The 17,568-nt window shown below is 67.5% G+C and carries 13 protein-coding genes; 4 read left to right on the top strand and 9 right to left on the bottom strand.

The features are described from left to right. Nucleotides 1-9 precede the first annotated feature (9 nt). The 6 genes from gltX to creB all read right to left on the bottom strand — a co-directional run bounded on the left by gltX (nt 10) and on the right by creB (nt 7,223). Entirely contained in the window at nt 10-1,413 is a 1,404-nt protein-coding gene (gltX, locus tag HDC96_RS07810) for a glutamate--tRNA ligase (protein WP_179459423.1), read from the bottom strand. Nucleotides 1,414-1,531: 118 nt separating this feature from the next. Beyond that, nucleotides 1,532-3,118 (bottom strand): M20/M25/M40 family metallo-hydrolase, encoded by a 1,587-nt coding sequence (locus HDC96_RS07815; protein ID WP_179459649.1) that lies wholly within the window; start codon nt 3,116-3,118, stop codon nt 1,532-1,534. Nucleotides 3,119-3,212: 94 nt separating this feature from the next. Further along, entirely contained in the window at nt 3,213-3,650 is a 438-nt protein-coding gene (locus HDC96_RS07820; RefSeq protein WP_179459424.1) for a hypothetical protein, read from the bottom strand. A gap of 9 nt (nt 3,651-3,659) precedes the next feature. Continuing rightward, the gene (creD, locus tag HDC96_RS07825) at nt 3,660-4,979 is read right to left on the bottom strand and encodes a cell envelope integrity protein CreD (RefSeq protein ID WP_179459425.1); all 1,320 of its coding nucleotides are present in this window, start codon (nt 4,977-4,979) and stop codon (nt 3,660-3,662) included. Between the two features lie 94 nt (nt 4,980-5,073). Further along, nucleotides 5,074-6,531, bottom strand: a complete 1,458-nt coding sequence (gene creC / locus HDC96_RS07830) for a two-component system sensor histidine kinase CreC (RefSeq protein WP_179459426.1) — start codon at nt 6,529-6,531, stop codon at nt 5,074-5,076. A gap of 2 nt (nt 6,532-6,533) precedes the next feature. Then, nucleotides 6,534-7,223: a two-component system response regulator CreB gene (gene creB / locus HDC96_RS07835; RefSeq protein ID WP_179459427.1), complete on the bottom strand. Its 690-nt coding sequence runs from the start codon at nt 7,221-7,223 to the stop codon at nt 6,534-6,536. A 45-nt stretch (nt 7,224-7,268) separates the two neighbouring features. On the opposite strand from creB, the gene rlmJ reads away from it, so the two are divergent. The 4 genes from rlmJ to HDC96_RS07855 all read left to right on the top strand — a co-directional run bounded on the left by rlmJ (nt 7,269) and on the right by HDC96_RS07855 (nt 13,211). After that, on the top strand, nt 7,269-8,126 hold the full coding sequence (rlmJ, locus tag HDC96_RS07840; RefSeq protein WP_179459428.1) for a 23S rRNA (adenine(2030)-N(6))-methyltransferase RlmJ: 858 nt from the start codon (nt 7,269-7,271) through the stop codon (nt 8,124-8,126). A 126-nt stretch (nt 8,127-8,252) separates the two neighbouring features. Beyond that, a complete protein-coding gene (locus HDC96_RS07845; protein ID WP_019184458.1) occupies nt 8,253-8,798 on the top strand; it encodes a GNAT family N-acetyltransferase in 546 nt (181 codons plus the stop codon). 242 nt (nt 8,799-9,040) lie between these two features. After that, nucleotides 9,041-12,508 carry a transcription-repair coupling factor gene (gene mfd / locus HDC96_RS07850; protein WP_179459429.1) on the top strand — a complete coding sequence of 1,156 codons (3,468 nt, stop codon included), beginning with the start codon at nt 9,041-9,043 and terminating at the stop codon, nt 12,506-12,508. Nucleotides 12,509-12,614: 106 nt separating this feature from the next. Continuing rightward, entirely contained in the window at nt 12,615-13,211 is a 597-nt protein-coding gene (locus tag HDC96_RS07855) for an HD domain-containing phosphohydrolase (RefSeq protein ID WP_179459430.1), read from the top strand. A gap of 71 nt (nt 13,212-13,282) precedes the next feature. Here HDC96_RS07855 and HDC96_RS07860 read toward each other — a convergent pair whose 3' ends face one another. The 3 genes from HDC96_RS07860 to HDC96_RS07870 form a co-directional block, all read right to left on the bottom strand. After that, nucleotides 13,283-15,379 (bottom strand): M13 family metallopeptidase, encoded by a 2,097-nt coding sequence (locus HDC96_RS07860; RefSeq protein ID WP_179459431.1) that lies wholly within the window; start codon nt 15,377-15,379, stop codon nt 13,283-13,285. Between the two features lie 234 nt (nt 15,380-15,613). Continuing rightward, nucleotides 15,614-16,363 (bottom strand): 2,3-diphosphoglycerate-dependent phosphoglycerate mutase, encoded by a 750-nt coding sequence (gene gpmA / locus HDC96_RS07865; protein ID WP_179459432.1) that lies wholly within the window; start codon nt 16,361-16,363, stop codon nt 15,614-15,616. Between the two features lie 87 nt (nt 16,364-16,450). Next, entirely contained in the window at nt 16,451-17,482 is a 1,032-nt protein-coding gene (locus HDC96_RS07870; protein ID WP_179459433.1) for a cation diffusion facilitator family transporter, read from the bottom strand. Nucleotides 17,483-17,568: the final 86 nt, after the last annotated feature.

Below are 17,568 nucleotides of genomic sequence, written 5' to 3' on the forward strand. Positions count from 1 at the left end.
CTCCTGTGGTCAGGCCGTCGGTACTTTAGTGAGTGCGACGTCGATGCGTTTCAAGGCCTCTTCACGTCCGGCCAGGAACACCGTCTGCGAAATGTCGGGGCTGACCTGGGTGCCGGTGATGGCCACGCGCAGCGGCTGGGCGACCTTGCCCATGCCGATCTCCAGCGCCGTTGCGACATCGTGCAGGGCGGCCGACACGCTCTCCACCGTCCACTCCCCTGCCGCGCCCAACAGCTCGCGCGCCTTGCCCAGCGCCAGTTCCGCGCCCGGCTTGAAGTGCTTGGCCACGGCGGCCTCGTCGTACTCGGTCAGCGGCTGGTACCAGACCACCGCCTTCTCGGCCATTTCCTTCAGCGTCTGCACACGGTCGCGCAGCGCCACCACCACGTCCGCCGGCGCCGGACCGGCGTTCAGATCCAGGCCCAGCTTGTTCAGCTGGTAGACCAGGTGCGGGGCGATGTCGGCCGGCTGCTCGGTCTTCAGGAAGTGCTGGTTGACCCAGCCCAGCTTGGCCATGTCCAGGCGCGCGGCCTTGGAATTGCAGTGGGTCACATCGAACAGATCGATCAGCTCCTGGCGGCTGAACAGCTCCTGGTCACCATGCGACCAGCCCAGGCGGGCCAGATAGCTCAGCAGCGCGTCGGGCAGGTAACCGGCGTCCTTGTACTGCATCACGTCGGCCGCACCGGTGCGCTTGGACAGCTTGGCGCCCTGCTCGTCCAGGATCATCGGCATATGCCCGAACTTCGGCACCGGCGCACCGATGCCTTCATAGAGATTGATCTGGCGCGGGGTGTTGTTGATGTGGTCGTCGCCGCGGATGACCTCGCTGATGCGCATGTCCCAGTCGTCCACCACCACCGCGAAGTTATAGGTGGGGAAGCCGTCCGGACGGAAGATCACCATGTCGTCCAGCTCGCTGTTGGCGATCTCGATGCGGCCCTTGATCAGGTCATCGAACACCACCGTGCCTTCCAGCGGATTCTTGAAGCGGATCACGCGGTTCGGGTCGTCCCTGTACGGCAGGGCCAGATCGCGCGCGGCGCCGTTGTAACGCGGCTTTTCCTGCTTGGCCATGGCGGCCTCGCGCATCGCGTCCAGTTCTTCGCGCGTCTCGTAGGCGTAGTAGGCCTTGCCGTCGGCGACCAGCTGCTCGGCCACTTCCAGGTAACGGGCCACGCGCTGGGTCTGGTAGATCGGACCTTCGTCATAGCCCAGGCCCAGCCACTCCATCGCCTCCAGGATCGCGTCGATCGCGCCCTGGGTGCTGCGCTCGCGGTCGGTATCTTCGATGCGCAGCACGAACTCGCCGCCGCGGTGGCGGGCCTCCAGCCAGCAATACAGCGCAGTGCGGGCGCCACCGATGTGCAGGTAGCCGGTGGGACTGGGGGCAAAACGGGTGCGGCAGGTCATGGAGGGCTCAGGGCGGGAAACGGAATCCCGGCAATTTTACCCCGCCCCGGCCGCAAACCGGGCACTCGTTGCCCGGCATGGCCGGGACCGCCCTCTCCGGGCGGTCCCGCGGTGCCTCTCAGGGCGCCAGCAACGGCTTGCGCGGCAGCTTTTCATCACGCATCGCCGCGTTGTACACGAACGAGGCGACGATGGCGGCGGCCTGCTTAAGGTCTTCCGGCTCGGCGTGGTCCCAGGTGTCCAGGTTGCTGTGGTGGACGTTGGTGAAGTAATCCAGGCGATCCTGGATGAACTGGAACCCGGGCAGGCCGACGCGATCGAACGCGATATGGTCGGTGCTGCCGGTATTGCGGGTCGCCACGGTGGTCGCGCCGACATCATGGAACGGGGCCAGCCACGCTTCGAAGATCGGCACCGCGGCCAGGTTCTCCTGCGCATAGATGCCGCGGAAGCGGCCCGAGCCGTTGTCCATGTTGAAGTACGCCGAGAATCTGTCGTAATCGCGCTGGCGCTGCAGGGCGCCGGTCGGCTCACGCATCGAGGCCGGCAGCGTGAGCTGCGCCGGGTCGGTCGGCTCCGGGTAGCGCGCGAAGTGCTTGGACACATAGTCCTGCGAGCCGATCAGGCCCTGCTCCTCGCCGCTCCACAGCGCCACGCGGATGGTGCGCTTGGGCTTGGCACCCACCGCCTTGAGGATGCGCATGGCTTCCATCATCACCGCCACGCCGGCGGCGTTGTCGGCCGCGCCGGTGCCGGTGTGCCAGGAATCCATGTGCGCCCCCAGCATCACGATCTCGTCGGCCTTGCTGCTGCCGCGGATCTCGGCCAGCGTGTTGTAGCCGGGCTGGTCCTGCGCATCGGTGAAGCGGGCCTCGACATTCACCCGCAGCTTGACTGCCTGCTTCTGGTCGACCGCCCGCACCAGCTGATTGTAGTGCTCGGCCATCATCGCCAGTTCGGGCACGCCGACCGGTTCACCGGCCTTGCGCGAGCCACCGCCGCCGACGCGGATGATGCCGTTGTCCCAACCGCTGATGCTGATCGTGGCCAGCACCCCCTGCTCGGCGAAGAAGGCATTGGTGGCGCGGGTCAGCGCCTGCTTCTCCAGATATTCCTTGGCCTTCTTGGCCCGGTCGGCCTTGGCATCGGCGACATCCTTGGGCACCGCGAACACCTGCAGCTCGGCCAGGCCGGCGTCATCGTGGCGGTGCGAATCGGACTTGGTGGCCCGCTCGTAATCGCGCGCATCGTTGAGCAGCAGGATCTTGCCGGCCAGCTTGCCCTTGTACTGATCCAGGTCGGCCAGCTTCTTGATCTCGACCTTGATCACCTCGCCTTCGACCGGACCGTTGGTGCCGGGCGTCCAGGCCTTCGGCAGCGCATACAGCGGCGCCACGCGCGGGCTCAGCAGTTCCACGCTGGCGTTGCTGAATTCCCAGCCGCGGCCGAACGCGTCGAACGCCTCGTCGTGCACATTGACCAGGCCCCACGCGTTGAACTTGCTGCGGGTCCAGGTGTTGGCCTCGCCCATCGCGGGGGAATTGGTCAGGCGCGGGCCGATCTGCTCGGTCAGATGGCTGAAGGTCGCCATCACCTGTGATCGGTGGAAGGCTTCCTGACGGATGCGGCTGACCATGTCCAGGTCCACCGTTTCCTTCGTCTGTGCATCGGCGACGCCGCTCAATGCCAGTGCCACGCTCAACATGCCCCACTTGAACACGATTACCCCCGCCTTTCGGCCAGACCACGAACAATCCCCGAGTCTATCGAGCGCTGGCCCGGTACCCCCGGGCCAAGAGTCATGGTCCGTCCATCCAGCCGTACCAGAGCTGGCCGCGGGTCGGCAGCACCAGCAACCAGCGGCTGCGGTCCAGTGAGGCGCTGGCGTAGACCGGCGCATGCTCGGGCCAGTCGCCGGGCAAGCCGCGGATGCCGATCTCGCGCAGGGCCTGGGCACCTTCGCGCCACGGCCGATACTCGCCACACCACTGCGGCAGCGGCAGGCGCCCGCGCGCCTGCCGTGCCTGTTCCAGAAAGCGCAGTCCCTGCGCTGCGATCGCCTCGCAGGTGACCGGGGCCAGCCCGAAGCGGACCAGGCCCGGTGCCCCCTGCGCGCCCGGCAGTGCCATCAGTGGCGACGGCCATCCCGGCGCCTCGCCGTCCAGCAGCGAGGCCACCTCCAGCCGGGCGGGGAGCGCCCGGCGCATACGTTCCTGAAGACAACGACGCCAGCTCATGGTCGGTCCTTACTTCAGGCTCGCGCCGAGTTCGTACCAGTCGACCCGGCGGGTCACCCACATCACCGCGGCCAGCACGCCGAACAGCAGCAGCGAGCCCATCAGCAAGGCGTTGTTCTCCGAGATCAGCAGTCCGTAGAGCGCGCCGTACAGTGCGCTGAGCATCAGCGCGAAGCCCAGGCCACGTTTCCAGCTTTTCAACACCCCGGCCAGGTACACGGTCTGGATGCCGATGCACGCCAGTGCCGAGAGCGCATAGGCCTGCCAGAAGGCGATGTGCTCGGAGAGGCTGAGCAGCAGCAGGAAGAAGATCGCCAGTGCCAGGCCGACCATCAGGTACTGCAGCGGGTGGATGCGCAGCTGCTTGATCAGCTCGAACAGGATGAAGCCGACGAAGGTGAGCAGGATGAAAAGGATGCCGTACTTGCTGGCGCGGTCGGCCTGGGTATACACATCGACCGGGTTGACCAGCTCCACGCTGACGGCTTCGGCGTCGATGTCCGGGCGGTTGCGCAGCTGATGCTGGGCACGCGAGGCCAGCGAAGACACCGCCCACTGCGCGTCGAAACCCTGCGCGTCGACCTTGCGCTCGTTGGGCAGGAAACTGCCACCGAACAGCGGATGCGGCCACGGCGAGCGCAGCGCGATGCGGCTGTCATCGCCGACCGGCACCACCGACAGCGACCGGGTGCCATCCAGCACCAGCTCCAGCTCGACCTTGCTGCCCTTGAGCAACCCGCCGCGTGCATCCTCCAGCCCCGGCAGGCCGACATGCAGGCCGGTGCCGATGCCACTGACGCCGCCGGCATCGGGCAGCAGGTTCAGGGCATCGCCATCCACCCGCAGGTTCGGCGAACCGACCAGGCCGCGCACGTCGGCGATGCCCACGGTCAGGAACGGGGCGCCGTAGACGCGGCCCGCCTTCACCGGGTAATCGTCATCGGCGAATTCGGCGGTGACCGTGGCCTTCCAACTGTAGACCGGCACGCGGAACAAGCCGACGCGGCGCTCGTCCGGCTGCATCACGCCGTCCACCTTCAGCGTCGCCGGCATCTGCAGCCACTGGCCCTGCTCGACCTGCTTCTCCTTCTTCTTGGTGCCGGCCGCGTCCACCACCTCGACTTCGCGGGTCTCGGTCCACGGCACCACGCGGATCGGGCCGGTCAGGATCTGCGCGCCGGCGCGGCTCTGCGCCACGCGCTGGTATGCCTCGTCGCGGTACGCCTCGCGTTCGCGGATCACGCCCTTGATCAGGCTCAGCGGAATCAGCAGCAACAGGATCAGCCCGCCCACGATGGCGAACCGCAGCAGCATCTTCAGGGATTTCATGACCCGTCCTCGGTTGGGAGGGGGCCAGCTTCCCGCGCGCCGGTGTGCGGGGTTTGTGCCGGGTTTGAAGTCTGTGTGAAGTGTGGCGCGGCGGTCAGCGCCGCGGCGGGACCGCGGGCAGCCGCGACGGCAGCCACAGCACTGCCTGTGCGCCGCCGTCATCGCGGTTGCGCAGGCTCACGCGGCCGCCGTGCAGGCGCGCCACTTCCTGCACGAAGGACAGGCCGAGGCCGGAGCTGCGCTGGCCGGTGCCGGGACGCGCCAGCGAATAGAAGCGTTCGAACACACGGTCGAGCGCATAGTCCGGCACGCCGCTGCCGCGATCGGCCACGGTCAGTGCGATGCCCTCGCCTTCCACACCCGCACCGAGGGTGATGGCGCTGCCGGCAGGCGAGAAAGCCACGGCATTTTCCAGCAGGTTGTTGAGGGCCTGGCGCAGCAGGTAGCCATCGCCCTGCACGCTGTCGGCCCGCACGTCGATCGCGATCACCACCCCGGCCGCCTGCGCACGTACCGCCACGGCGTCGGCGGCGGCCTGCAGCAACGGTGCCAGCGCGAGCCGCTCATGCTTCTGCAGCCAGCCATACTGCTCCACCTCGGCCAGCGCCAGCAGTTTGTCGATGGTTTCGGTCAGGCGCTGCGCCTGGCCTTCGATGCTGCGTGCGAAGTGCGCGCGGTCGGCATCCGGCAACGGCTCCTGCAGCAGTTCGGCCGCGCCGCGGATCGCGGCCAGCGGGCTCTTCATTTCATGCGTCAGCGACTGCACGTACTGCTCGACGTAGGCCTTGCCTTCCAGCTTGCGGCGCATGGTTTCCAGCGCCTGGCCCAGATCGCCGATCTCATCGCGGCGCGGCTTGGGGGGCGGCACCGGCTCACCGGCACTGACCGCCTTTGCATAGCGGTTGAGCCGGCTCACGCCATGCATCAGCCACGCAGTCATCAGCAGGCCGATCAGTGCCGAGAGACCGATCAACCACGCGCCACGTTTCATGATGGCGCGCTGGCTGGCCGCGATGAACGGATCGATGCTGCGGTTGGGCTGGGCCAGGCTCAGCACGCCGATCAATCGTTGCCCATCGGCCGGATCGAAGATCGGCGCGGCCACGTGCATCACCGAGTGGGTATCGTCGCCCGGGGTTTCCGGGCTGGAACGCGCGCCGTATTCGCCACGCAGCGTGCGGTAGACGTCATTCCAGCGCGAGTTGTCGCGGCCGACATCGCGGCCGGTCGAGTCGTACACCACGATGCCCTTGGCATCGGTGATGGTGACCTGATAATCCAGCGTGCGTTTGGGGAACCGCCATACCATCGCCTTGGGGTCGCGCCGCTGCGCCCGGGCCAGGTCGGCGACGAAGCGGCCCTGGCGGATCTGTCCGGCCTTGAGATCGGCCGCGGCCATTTCCGCCAGCACGTTGGCCGCATCGACGAGCGTCGACTCCATCGCCTGGCGCACGCCCGGCTTCACTTCGTTGACGAAGATGCGCATCACGAAGAACGCGGCGATGCCCACGATCAGGAAGAAGCCCAGGAACAGTTTCAGGCCCAGCCGCATGCCTACACCTCCAGTGCGTAGCCCAGGCCACGGTGGGTGCGGATCGGGTCGGTCGCGGCGCCAGCGGCACGCAGCTTGGCGCGCAGCGTTTTCACGTGCGTATCCACCGTGCGGTCGGCGCTGTCGGCGTCACTGTCCCACCCGCGGTCCATCAGCTGGGCGCGGCTGAGGATCGCGCCGGGGCGCTGCAGCAGGGCCGCCATCAGCGCGTACTCGTAACGGGTCAGGTCCAGCGGCTGGTCGCCGAAGCGGATCCGGCTGCCCTCGCGGTCGATCGAGAAACGGCCGTATTGCTGCCAGCCCGAGGTCTCCGCGGGCGCCGCCGACCGGCGCAGGCGCGCACGGACCCGCGCCACCAGCTCGCGCGGCGAAAAGGGCTTGGCCATGTAATCGTCCGCGCCCAGTTCCAGCCCGAGCACGCGGTCGAACTCGTCATTACGGGCGGTCAGGAAGATCACCGGCACCTCACTGAAGGTGCGCAGCGTGCGGCAGACCTCGAAGCCGCTCATGTCCGGCAGGCCGACGTCCAGCACCACCACGTCGAACGCCTGCTGGCGCAGCCGGGCCAGCGCCTCCCCGCCGAGCAGGCTGTGGTGGGCACCGTAGCCTTCGCTGCGCAGCGCATACAGAACGGTGTCGGCGATGGCGGTTTCGTCCTCGACCACCAGGACGTTGTGCAGGGGGTGGTTCATGCGCGCAGCATAGCCGCTGGGCCCGCCGCCCCGTACACTGCCCCGATGAATTACCGCCACGCCTTCCATGCCGGCAACCATGCCGATGTGCTCAAGCACATCGTGCAGCTTGCCCTGCTCGACACCTTCAAGCGCAAGGACAGCCCGTTCTTCGTGCTGGACACCCACGGCGGCGCTGGCCGCTACCTGCTGGCCAGCGAGGAAAGCCGCAAGACGCTGGAGGCCGAGGACGGCGTGATGCGCCTGATGGCCCAGCCGCAGCTGCCGGCGGTGGTCGAGCGCTATCTCAAGGCGGTCCAGGCCGACAATCCGGTCGGGGCGATGATCAGCTACCCCGGCTCGCCGTTGCTGACCGCCCAGACCCTGCGCGAGCAGGACCGCATGGCGGTCTGCGAGGTCCAGGATGCCGAAGCCGCCGCGCTGAAGGCGCTGTTCGCCCATGACAGCCGCGTCGCGGTGTACCACGCCGACGGCTACGCCCAGAATAAAAAGCTGCTGCCGCCCAAGGCCAACGGCGTGAAGATCGGCCGCGGGCTGGTCCTGATCGATCCGCCCTACGAGGGCCAGGACGCCGAGTACCAGGCAATCATCGCCTCGGTGACCGAGATTCTGGCGCGCTGGCCGCAGGCAAGCTTCGCGATCTGGTTCCCGATCAAGCAGCGCCGGACCATCCTGCATTTCCTGCGCAAGGCCTGCGCCCTGCCGGTGAAATCGGTGCTGACCGCCGAGTTGCTGATCCGTCCCGACGACTCCCCGCTGCGGCTCAACGGCAGCGGCATGTTGCTGCTCAACCCGCCGTGGCAGTTCGACCAGGTCCTGGCCCCGGCGATGCCGGCGCTCAAGCAGCACCTGGGCGAGGCCGGCGCCTCGACCCGCCTGCAGTGGCTCAAGCAGGCCGAATGACCCCTCCAGGCCAGACCGGAACCCCGGCCTGGCCGGCTCCTCCCGGCCGCATGGGCGTGAGTGATCCGTTCACGGAACGCTGCCCCCGGGATGCGAGAATCCTGAGACCACCAAGGAATCACCGGTATGGCTACCCGTAACCGCATGCCGCCCTGGCACGAGATTTTCAAGGCACCCAGTGGCCACGAGCTGCTGATCCGCCCGATCCGGCCGGAAGACGGCCCGCCGCTGCATGCTGCCTTCAGTCTGTTCGGTCCCGAAGAGATCCGCGACCGTTTCCTGCAGTCGGTGACCGAGCTGTCGCCGGAAACGACGCAGCGCCTGACCCACCCCAATCCCAAGAGCGAAATCACCCTGGTCGCGGCCGAGTCCCTGCCCGCCGGTGAAGCCGTGGTGGGTGCGGTGGCGCGCGCCTCCATCATCCCCGGCACCCGCGAAGCCGAGTACGCGATCCTGGTCAGCCGCTTCCTGGTCGGCCAGGGCCTGGGCCGGCAGCTGATGCGCAAGCTGGTGAAGTGGGCGCGCGGCAAGTACCTGGATCGCCTGTACGGCGATGTCGCCGAAGAGAACGAGCCGATGAAGCAGCTGGCCGCCTCGCTGGGCTTCCAGCCGATCCCGCACCCCAACGGCACGCCCGGTCTGGTGCGCATGGTGCTCGAACTCGACAGCTGAAACGGGGCGCCTTTCCGCGCCCTGATCGGTAGCGCCGGCCGCTGGCCGGCTGACCTTGCCCCGGTAGTGCCGGCCGCTGGCCGGCTCCCCTGAACATCACGCATCGCCTGGAGCCGGCCAGCGGCCGGCACTACCGTTGACTGCCAGCGGCCGGCACGACCGGCAACGTGGCACGGGCCGTGCGTCTGCCCGCCACCGGATGACGCGGCCGCCACGCTGCGGTCTGCTAAAATCGACGGTTCATGTCACGCACCTCCTATCCCGTACCGCCGCTGCCACGTCCTGGACAGCTCCGCGCCTGGTGGCGCGCTCCCGCTTCGGCGACAGCGCTGGCGTGGTACATCGCCCGCGCGGCGCAGTCGCACGACGGGCCGCTGCTGGTGGTCGCGCGCGACAACCACGGCGCGAACCAGATCGAAGCGGACCTGCACACCCTGCTGGGCACCGCCGGCGACGTGCCGATCGTGGCGTTCCCGGACTGGGAAACCCTGCCCTACGACGCCTTCAGCCCGCACCCGGACATCATTTCCCAGCGCCTGGCCGCGCTGCACGCGCTGCCTGCGCTCAAGCGCGGCATCGTGGTGGTGCCGGTGCAGACGCTGCTGCAGCAGCTGGCCCCGCTCAAGTACGTCATCGGTGGCAGCTTCGACCTGACCGTCGGCCAGCGCCTGGATCTGGATGCGGAAAAACGCCGCCTGGAATCGGCCGGTTACCGGAACGTGCCGCAGGTGATGGACCCGGGTGATTTCGCCGTGCGTGGCGGCCTGCTCGATGTCTACCCGATGGGCGCCGACGCGCCGCTGCGGGTGGAACTGCTCGACGAAGACATCGATTCGATCCGCGCCTTCGATCCGGAATCGCAGCGCTCGCTGGACAAGGTCGAGGCGGTGCACATGCTGCCCGGCCGTGAAGTACCGCTGGATGATCTCAGCGTCTCGCGCGTGCTCAACACGCTGCGCGAGCGCTTCGACGTGGATACCCGGCGCAGCGCGCTGTACCAGGATCTCAAGGCCGGTATCGCACCGGCCGGCATCGAGTACTACCTGCCCCTGTTCTTCGACAGGACCGCGACCCTGCTCGATTACCTGCAGCCCAACGTGCTGCCGGTGCTGGCGCCGAACGTGTTCGATGCCGCGGCCGCGTTCTGGGCGCAGACCCAGAACCGCTACGAGCAGCGCCGTCATGATGTCGAACGCCCGCTGCTGGCGCCGGAAGAGCTGTATGCCAGCCCCGAGCAGCTGCGTGCCACGCTCAACGGACTGGCCCGCGTGGAAGTCTGGCCGCCGGATCACGACCGCATCGGCGATGCACAGCCGCTGGGCGACCAGCCGCTGCCCCCGCTGCCGGTGGCCGCGCGCGATGCCCCGGCCGCCGAGGCACTGAAATCCTTCATCGGTCATTACCCGGGCCGGGTGCTGATCGCCGCCGATTCCGCCGGCCGCCGCGAAGCGCTGCTGGAAGTGCTGCTCGCCGCGGAGCTGAAGCCGCCGGTGGTCGCCGATCTGCCTGGCTTCCTGGCCGACGACAGCGTGCGCTTCGGCATCACCGTGGCGCCGCTGGAAGATGGCTTCGCGCTGGAAAATCCGCCGATCGCGGTGCTGACCGAGCGCCAGCTGTTCCCCGAACGTGCCGGCCAACAGCGCCGCAGCCGCCGCGCCGGGCGCGAGCCCGAAGCGATCATCCGCGACCTCGGCGAGCTCAGCGAAGGCTCGCCGATCGTGCATGAAGACCACGGTGTCGGCCGTTACCGCGGCCTGATCGTGCTCGATGCCGGCGGCATGCCCGGCGAGTTCCTGGAAATCGAATACGCCAAGGGCGACCGCCTGTATGTGCCGGTCGCCCAGCTGCACCTGATCAGCCGCTATTCCGGCGCCTCGCCGGAAACCGCGCCGCTGCATTCGCTCGGTGGCGAGCAGTGGACCAAGGCCAAGCGCAAGGCGGCCGAAAAGGTCCGCGACGTAGCCGCCGAGCTGCTGGAAATCCAGGCGCGTCGCCGTGCCCGTGCCGGCCTGGCGCTGCATGTCGACCGCGCGATGTACGAGCCGTTCGCGGCCGGCTTCCCGTTCGAGGAAACGCCGGATCAGCTCGCCGCGATCGACGCGACGCTGCGCGATCTGGCCAGCAGCCAACCGATGGACCGCGTGGTCTGCGGCGACGTCGGCTTCGGCAAGACCGAGGTCGCCGTGCGCGCCGCGTTCGCCGCCGCCAGCGCCGGCAAGCAGGTCGCCGTGCTGGTGCCGACCACCCTGCTGGCCGAACAGCATTACCGCAATTTCCGCGATCGCTTCGCCGATTGGCCGCTCAAGGTGGAGGTGCTGTCGCGCTTCAAATCCACCAAGGAGATCAAGGCCGAACTGGAGAAGGTCGCCGCCGGCACCATCGACGTCATCATCGGCACCCATCGCCTGCTGCAGCCGGACGTAAAGTTCAAGGACCTCGGTCTGGTCGTGGTCGATGAGGAGCAGCGCTTCGGTGTGCGCCAGAAGGAAGCGCTGAAGGCGATGCGCGCCAACGTGCATCTGCTGACGCTGACCGCCACGCCGATTCCGCGCACGCTCAACATGGCCATGGCCGGTCTGCGTGATCTGTCGATCATTGCCACGCCGCCTCCGAACCGGCTGGCGGTCAAGACGTTCATCACCGCCTGGGACAACGCGCTGCTGCGCGAAGCGTTCCAGCGCGAGCTGGCCCGTGGTGGCCAGCTGTATTTCCTGCACAACGACGTGGAGAGCATCGGCCGCATGCAGCGCGAGCTGTCCGAGCTGGTGCCCGAAGCGCGCATCGGCATCGCGCATGGGCAGATGCCCGAGCGCGAGCTGGAGCGGGTGATGCTGGACTTCCAGAAGCAGCGGTTCAACGTGCTGCTGTCGACCACGATCATCGAATCGGGCATCGACATCCCCAACGCCAACACCATCATCATCAACCGCGCCGACCGCTTCGGCCTGGCCCAGCTGCACCAGCTGCGTGGCCGCGTCGGTCGCTCGCATCACCGTGCGTACGCTTACCTGGTGGTCCCGGACAAGCGCGCGATGACGCCCGATGCCGAGAAGCGCCTGGAGGCGATCGCCTCGATGGACGAGCTCGGCGCCGGCTTCACCCTGGCCACCCACGATCTGGAAATCCGCGGTGCCGGCGAGCTGCTCGGCGAGGACCAGAGCGGCCAGATGGCCGAGGTCGGCTTCAGTCTGTACACCGAGCTGCTCGAACGTGCGGTGCGCAGCATCCGGCTGGGCAAGCTGCCGGACCTGGATGCGGGTGAAGAAGCGCGCGGTGCCGAGGTCGAACTGCATGTGCCCGCGTTGATCCCCGACGCCTACCTGCCCGACGTGCATACCCGCCTGACCCTGTACAAGCGCATCAGCAGTGCGCGCGATACCGGCGAGCTGCGCGAACTGCAGGTGGAGATGATCGACCGTTTCGGCCTGCTGCCGGACCCGGCCAAGCACTTGTTTGCGATTGCCGAACTCAAGCTGCAGGCCAACGTGCTCGGCATCCGCAAGCTGGAACTGGGCGAGAACGGCGGGCGCATCGTGTTCAATCCCAAGCCGGAGATCGACCCGATGGCGGTGATCCAGCTGATCCAGAAGCAGCCCAAGCTGTACACGATGGATGGGCCGGACAAGCTGCGCATCAAACATCCCCTGCCGCTGCCCGAAGACCGTTTCAGTGCCGCCAAGGCGTTGCTGCTGACCCTGTCCCCGCGCTGATGTCACGCCTGGCGCCGGTCGCCAGGCGGTAACTTTCCACCGGCACGGGCGGCATGCCGTCCTGCCAGGATGGCGGTCTTGCGGCCGCCCACCACCGGACGCCCCCATGTTCGAGTCCCCCCGGTTCGACGATGCCCATCCGCAGGCGTGTTCCATCGATGCCCTGTCGATGTCACTGCAGATGCGCGACCAATACACCCGCTTCCACTGCGACCGCGTCGGCCTGCTGGGCGAACAGCTCGGCCGCCTGTGCGACCTGGATGAGGCGGAGCGCGCGCATCTGGCGCTCGCCGCGCGCTTCCACGACATCGGCAAGATCGGTATCCCCGACGACGTGCTGCTGCACCCGGCCCGCCTGGATGACGAGCAGCGCGCGATCATGCGCACCCATCCCGAGCGCGGCGAACGCATTTTCGCCGCGACCGGACGCAGCGACGCGGCGGCGGTGGGTCGCCTGATCCGCGCGCACCACGAAGCCTTCGATGGCGGCGGTTATCCGGACGGCCTGAAAGGCAGCGAGATCCCGCTGGGCGCCCGTGTGCTCACCATCGTCGACGGTTACGACGCGATGACCAGCAACCGCCCCTACCGTGGCCCGATGCCGCACGCCAAGGCCATGAGCATCCTCGCCGAGCAGCAGGGCGGCCTGATCGATCCGGACGTGTTCGCCACGTTCACCCGCATGATCTCCACTGCTGTCTAGCACCACACCCTGCATGGCCCACAAAAAACCCGGCGAATGCCGGGTTTTTCGTTGCACTCAACCGCGTGCGATCACCAGATCACGACGCGCTTGTCGTCGGCCCGCACCATCGCGTCGCCGGCCTTGCACTCGAACGCCTGCGCGTACGCCGGCATGTTCGACGGCGCGCCGTTGGCACGGAAGTTGGCCGGGGCGTGCGGATCGGTGTTCAGACGCACGCGCAGCTCGCCTTCATTGAAGTTGCGGCGCCACACGGTGGCCCAGTTCATGAAGAAGCGCTGGTCCTGCGAGTAGCCGTCGACCTCGACGTTGGCCTTCGGGTCTTCCTTCAGCGCCATCTGCAGCGCGTCATACGCCACGGTCAGGCCACCCAGGTCGCCGATGTTCTCGCCCAGGGTCAGCTTGCCCTTCACGTTCACGCCCGGCAGCGATTCATAGCCGTCGAACTGAGCGACCAGCTGGTCGGTACGCTGGGTGAAGGCGGAACGGTCGCTGTCGGTCCACCAGTTGTCGAAGTTGCCGTTGGCGGCGAACTGGCTGCCCGAGTCGTCGTAGCCATGCATCATCTCGTGGCCGATGACCGCACCGATGCCGCCGTAGTTCAGCGCCGGATCGGCCTTGGCGTCGAAGAACGGCGCCTGCAGGATCGCCGCCGGGAACACGATCTCGTTCTTGGTGGCGTTGTAGTAGGCGTTGACGGTCTGCGGGGTCATGCCCCACTCGGTCTTGTCGACCGGCTTGCCGATCTTGTTGAGCATGTAGCGGTAGTTGAACGTGCGCGCCGCCTGCATGTTGCCCAGGTAGCTGTCGCCGTTGGTTTCCAGGCCCGACCAGTCACGCCATTTGTCCGGATAGCCGATCTTCGGGGTGAAGCTGGCCCACTTCTCGAGCGCCTTCTTGCGGGTGTCTTCGCTCATCCACTCCAGCTTCTCCAGGCGCGCCTTCAGCGCCACCGAGAGGTTCTCCACCAGGTGCTGCATCTGCACCTTGGACTCGGCCGGGAACACGGCGTCGACATACATCTGGCCCAGGCCTTCGCCGATGGCACCATTGACCGACTCCAGCACGCGCTTCCAGCGCGGCTGCATTTCCTTCTGGCCACGCAGGGTGGTGCTGTAGAAATCGAAGTTGGCCTTTTCGAAGGCGCTGCTCAGGTACGGCGAGGCGTCATCGATGGTGTGGAAACGCAGGTAGGCCTGCCAGGTGGCGGCCGGCACGTCGGCCAGCATCTTGTCCACTTCACCGAAGAAGCCCGGCTGGGCCATCGAGAACTTCTGCGCGGCCGGCACCTTCAGGGTGTCGAACAGGGCGGTCCAGCTGAAGTTCGGGGTCAGCTTGTCCGCGTCGGCAGCGCTGACCGGGTTGTAACGCTTGGCCGGGTCACGCATGTCGATGCGCGACATCGAGGCCTTGGCCAGACGCGTTTCGAAGTCCATCACGGCCTTGGCCTGGGTCTTGGCCTGCTCGGCATCGACGCCGGACAGGGTCAGCACCTGCGCGATGTAGGCAACATAGGCGTCGCGGATCTTGGTCTGCGCATCGTCGAAGTAATAGCCCTTCTCCGGCAGGCCCAGGCCGCCCTGGCCGACGTACGCGATGACGTTGGCCGAGTCCTTGTAATCCGCATTGGCGAACAGCGAGAACAGCACGCCCTGGCCCTGTGCCTGGCTGTCGCGCAGGTACTGGGTGATGGCGGCGGTGTCGTTCAGCGCGGCGATCTTGTCCAGCTGCGGCTGCAGCGGGGTGATGCCGGCGGCCTCGATCTTGGCTTCATCCGAGCCGGTCTTCCAGATGTCACCGATCTTGGCTTCCACCGTGCCGGCCTTGGCCTGGCTGGCGGCCGCCTGCTGGACCAGCGCGTGCTGCACTTCCAGCGAGCGCTCGCGCAGGATTTCGAAGCTGCCCCAGGTGGTCTGGTCGTTCGGGACCGGGTTGGCGGTGAGCCACTTGCTGTTCACGAACCCGTTGAGGTCGGTGCAGGCGGCGATGGCGGTATCCAGATCGGCAGTGTTGAGCGAGATCAGCGCGGTCTTGATCTGCGACTGATCAAACGCCGGCTTGGCCGCATCGGCGGTGGCGGCAGGCGCGGTATCGGTCTTGCCGCAGGAGGCCAGCGACACGGCGATGGCGACGGTCAGGCCCAGCGGGACCAGCTTGGAAAACTTCATTCGACTCTCCGGCTACAGATGGATGCATCACCCGGCTCACGGGCAATCGGGCAGCGTAGCGCGGGAGGAGCCGGGGCGGACCGGCCAAAGGTCACAGGTGGGAGCGCCTGCGGTCGGTAGGTGCGGACCGTTGGTCCGCACACACCGGGCAGATGCATCCCTACCGACGGGATGCATCCCTACCGACGGGATGCATCCCCACCGACGGGATGCATACCCACCAACGGTGGGTATCTACCGCGCCTTGCCCTGGTTTGCCACGGCCTCAGCGGCCTTGCGTGCCGCCTCCGGATCGCCCAGGTAGCGGAACGACTGCACCGTCAGGTCGTCGTTGAGTTCGAACAGCAGCGGAATGCCGGTCGGGATGTTGAGCTCCAGGATCGCTTCCTGCGAAACGCTGTTGAGGTACTTGTAGAGCGCGCGCAACGAATTGCCGTGTGCGGTGACCAGCACGGTCTTGCCGTCCTTGAGCTGCGGGGCGATGGAATCGAACCAGTACGGCAGCACGCGGTCCAGCGTGGTGGCCAGCGATTCGGTGCCCGGCAGCGCGTTGCGGTCCAGGCCGGCGTAGCGGCGGTCGTGGATCGGGTGGCCCGGGTCTTCGATGTCCATCGCCGGCGGCGGGATGTCGTAGGAGCGGCGCCAGATCTTGACCTGGTCCTCGCCATGCTTGGCGGCGGTCTCGGCCTTGTCCAGGCCCTGCAGCCCGCCGTAATGGCGCTCGTTCAAGCGCCAGCTTTTGCTGACCGGCAGCCAATCCTGGTCCAGCTCGGCCAGGGCACCCTGCAGGGTGTGAATGGCGCGCTTGAGCACCGAGGTGTGGGCGACATCGAACTGCAGCCCTTCTTCACGCATCAGGCGGCCGGCGGCGGCGGCCTCGCGGCGGCCCTGTTCGGTCAGTTCCACGTCCACCCAGCCGGTGAAGCGGTTGTCCAGGTTCCACTGGCTCTGGCCGTGGCGCAACAGTACGAGTTTCCGGGTCACTGCAGTATCTCCGACAGATGGCAAGGCAGGCCCGCATTGTAGCGGCAACCCTGCCCTGCCAGTCCGCCGTGGGCCCCAGGACAGCCCTCAGGGATGCGGATGCCCGTGGTGGCCCTGCACGTCCGGTGCAGCGCGGCGGCTGTCGTGGCTGCCGTGCGCATGGCCGGCATGGTCGTGCGCGGCGTGGTCGTGCCCCGCATGGTCATCCGCATGCCGGTCGCGCGGGCTGCCGACGCTGCACGGATCCCCACAGTGGTCGGCCTCGATCTGCAGGGTCACGTGGTCGATGCCGTACTGCTCGTGAAGATCGGCACCCAGCTCGCGGCGCAGTCGGTCCGCATCCACGCCGGTGCCCATCACCACATGCGCGGTCAGTGCCGGCGTGCTGGAGGCCAGCGCCCACACGTGCAGATCGTGCACGTCCGCCACGCCATCATGCGCGCACAGCGTGCGACGCACCGCGGCAACATCCATGCCCTTGGGCACGCCTTCCAGCATCACGTTGATTGCTTCGCGCATCAGCACCCAGGTGCGCGGCAACACCCACAGCCCGATCAGCACGGCCAGGATCGGATCGATCGGCCTCCAGCCCGTCCAACGGATCAGCAGCGCGCCGAGGATCACCGCGACCGAGCCGAGCATGTCCGCCCAGACTTCCAGATACGCGCCCTTGACGTTGAGGCTCTCGCCGCTGCCGGCGCGCAGCAGGCGCATCGAGATCAGGTTGATGACCAGCCCGAACACCGCGATCACCAGCATGCCGGTGGACGCGATCTCCTGCGGGGCGCGGAAGCGCTGCACGGCTTCCCAGAGAATGTAGCCGGCCACCACGAACAACATGCCACCGTTGATCATCGCGCCGAGCGCTTCCAGCCGTGCGTAACCGTAGGTGCGCTTGGCATCGGGTGGGCGCCGGCTCAGCCGGACCGCGACCAGCGCGATCATCAGCGCGAGCGTATCGGTGGCCATGTGCGCGGCATCGGACAGCAGCGCCAGGCTGTTGGTCCAGAACGCGCCGGCCACCTCCACCAGCAGGAAGGTGGTGGTCAGCCCCAGCGCCCACCACAACGGTTTTTCGTGGCGGATCTCGCTGGGCAGATGGTCGTGGTCGTGACCCATGAAAGCTCTCCTGGACAATGCCGGCAGGTTAAGCAGCGCCTCGCGCGGAGACTATTACACTTACCGCAGCGTTCAGTTTGCACCTC

This window comes from Stenotrophomonas sp. JAI102 (genome assembly GCF_013409105.1).
GTDB lineage: Bacteria > Pseudomonadota > Gammaproteobacteria > Xanthomonadales > Xanthomonadaceae > Stenotrophomonas > Stenotrophomonas maltophilia_AA.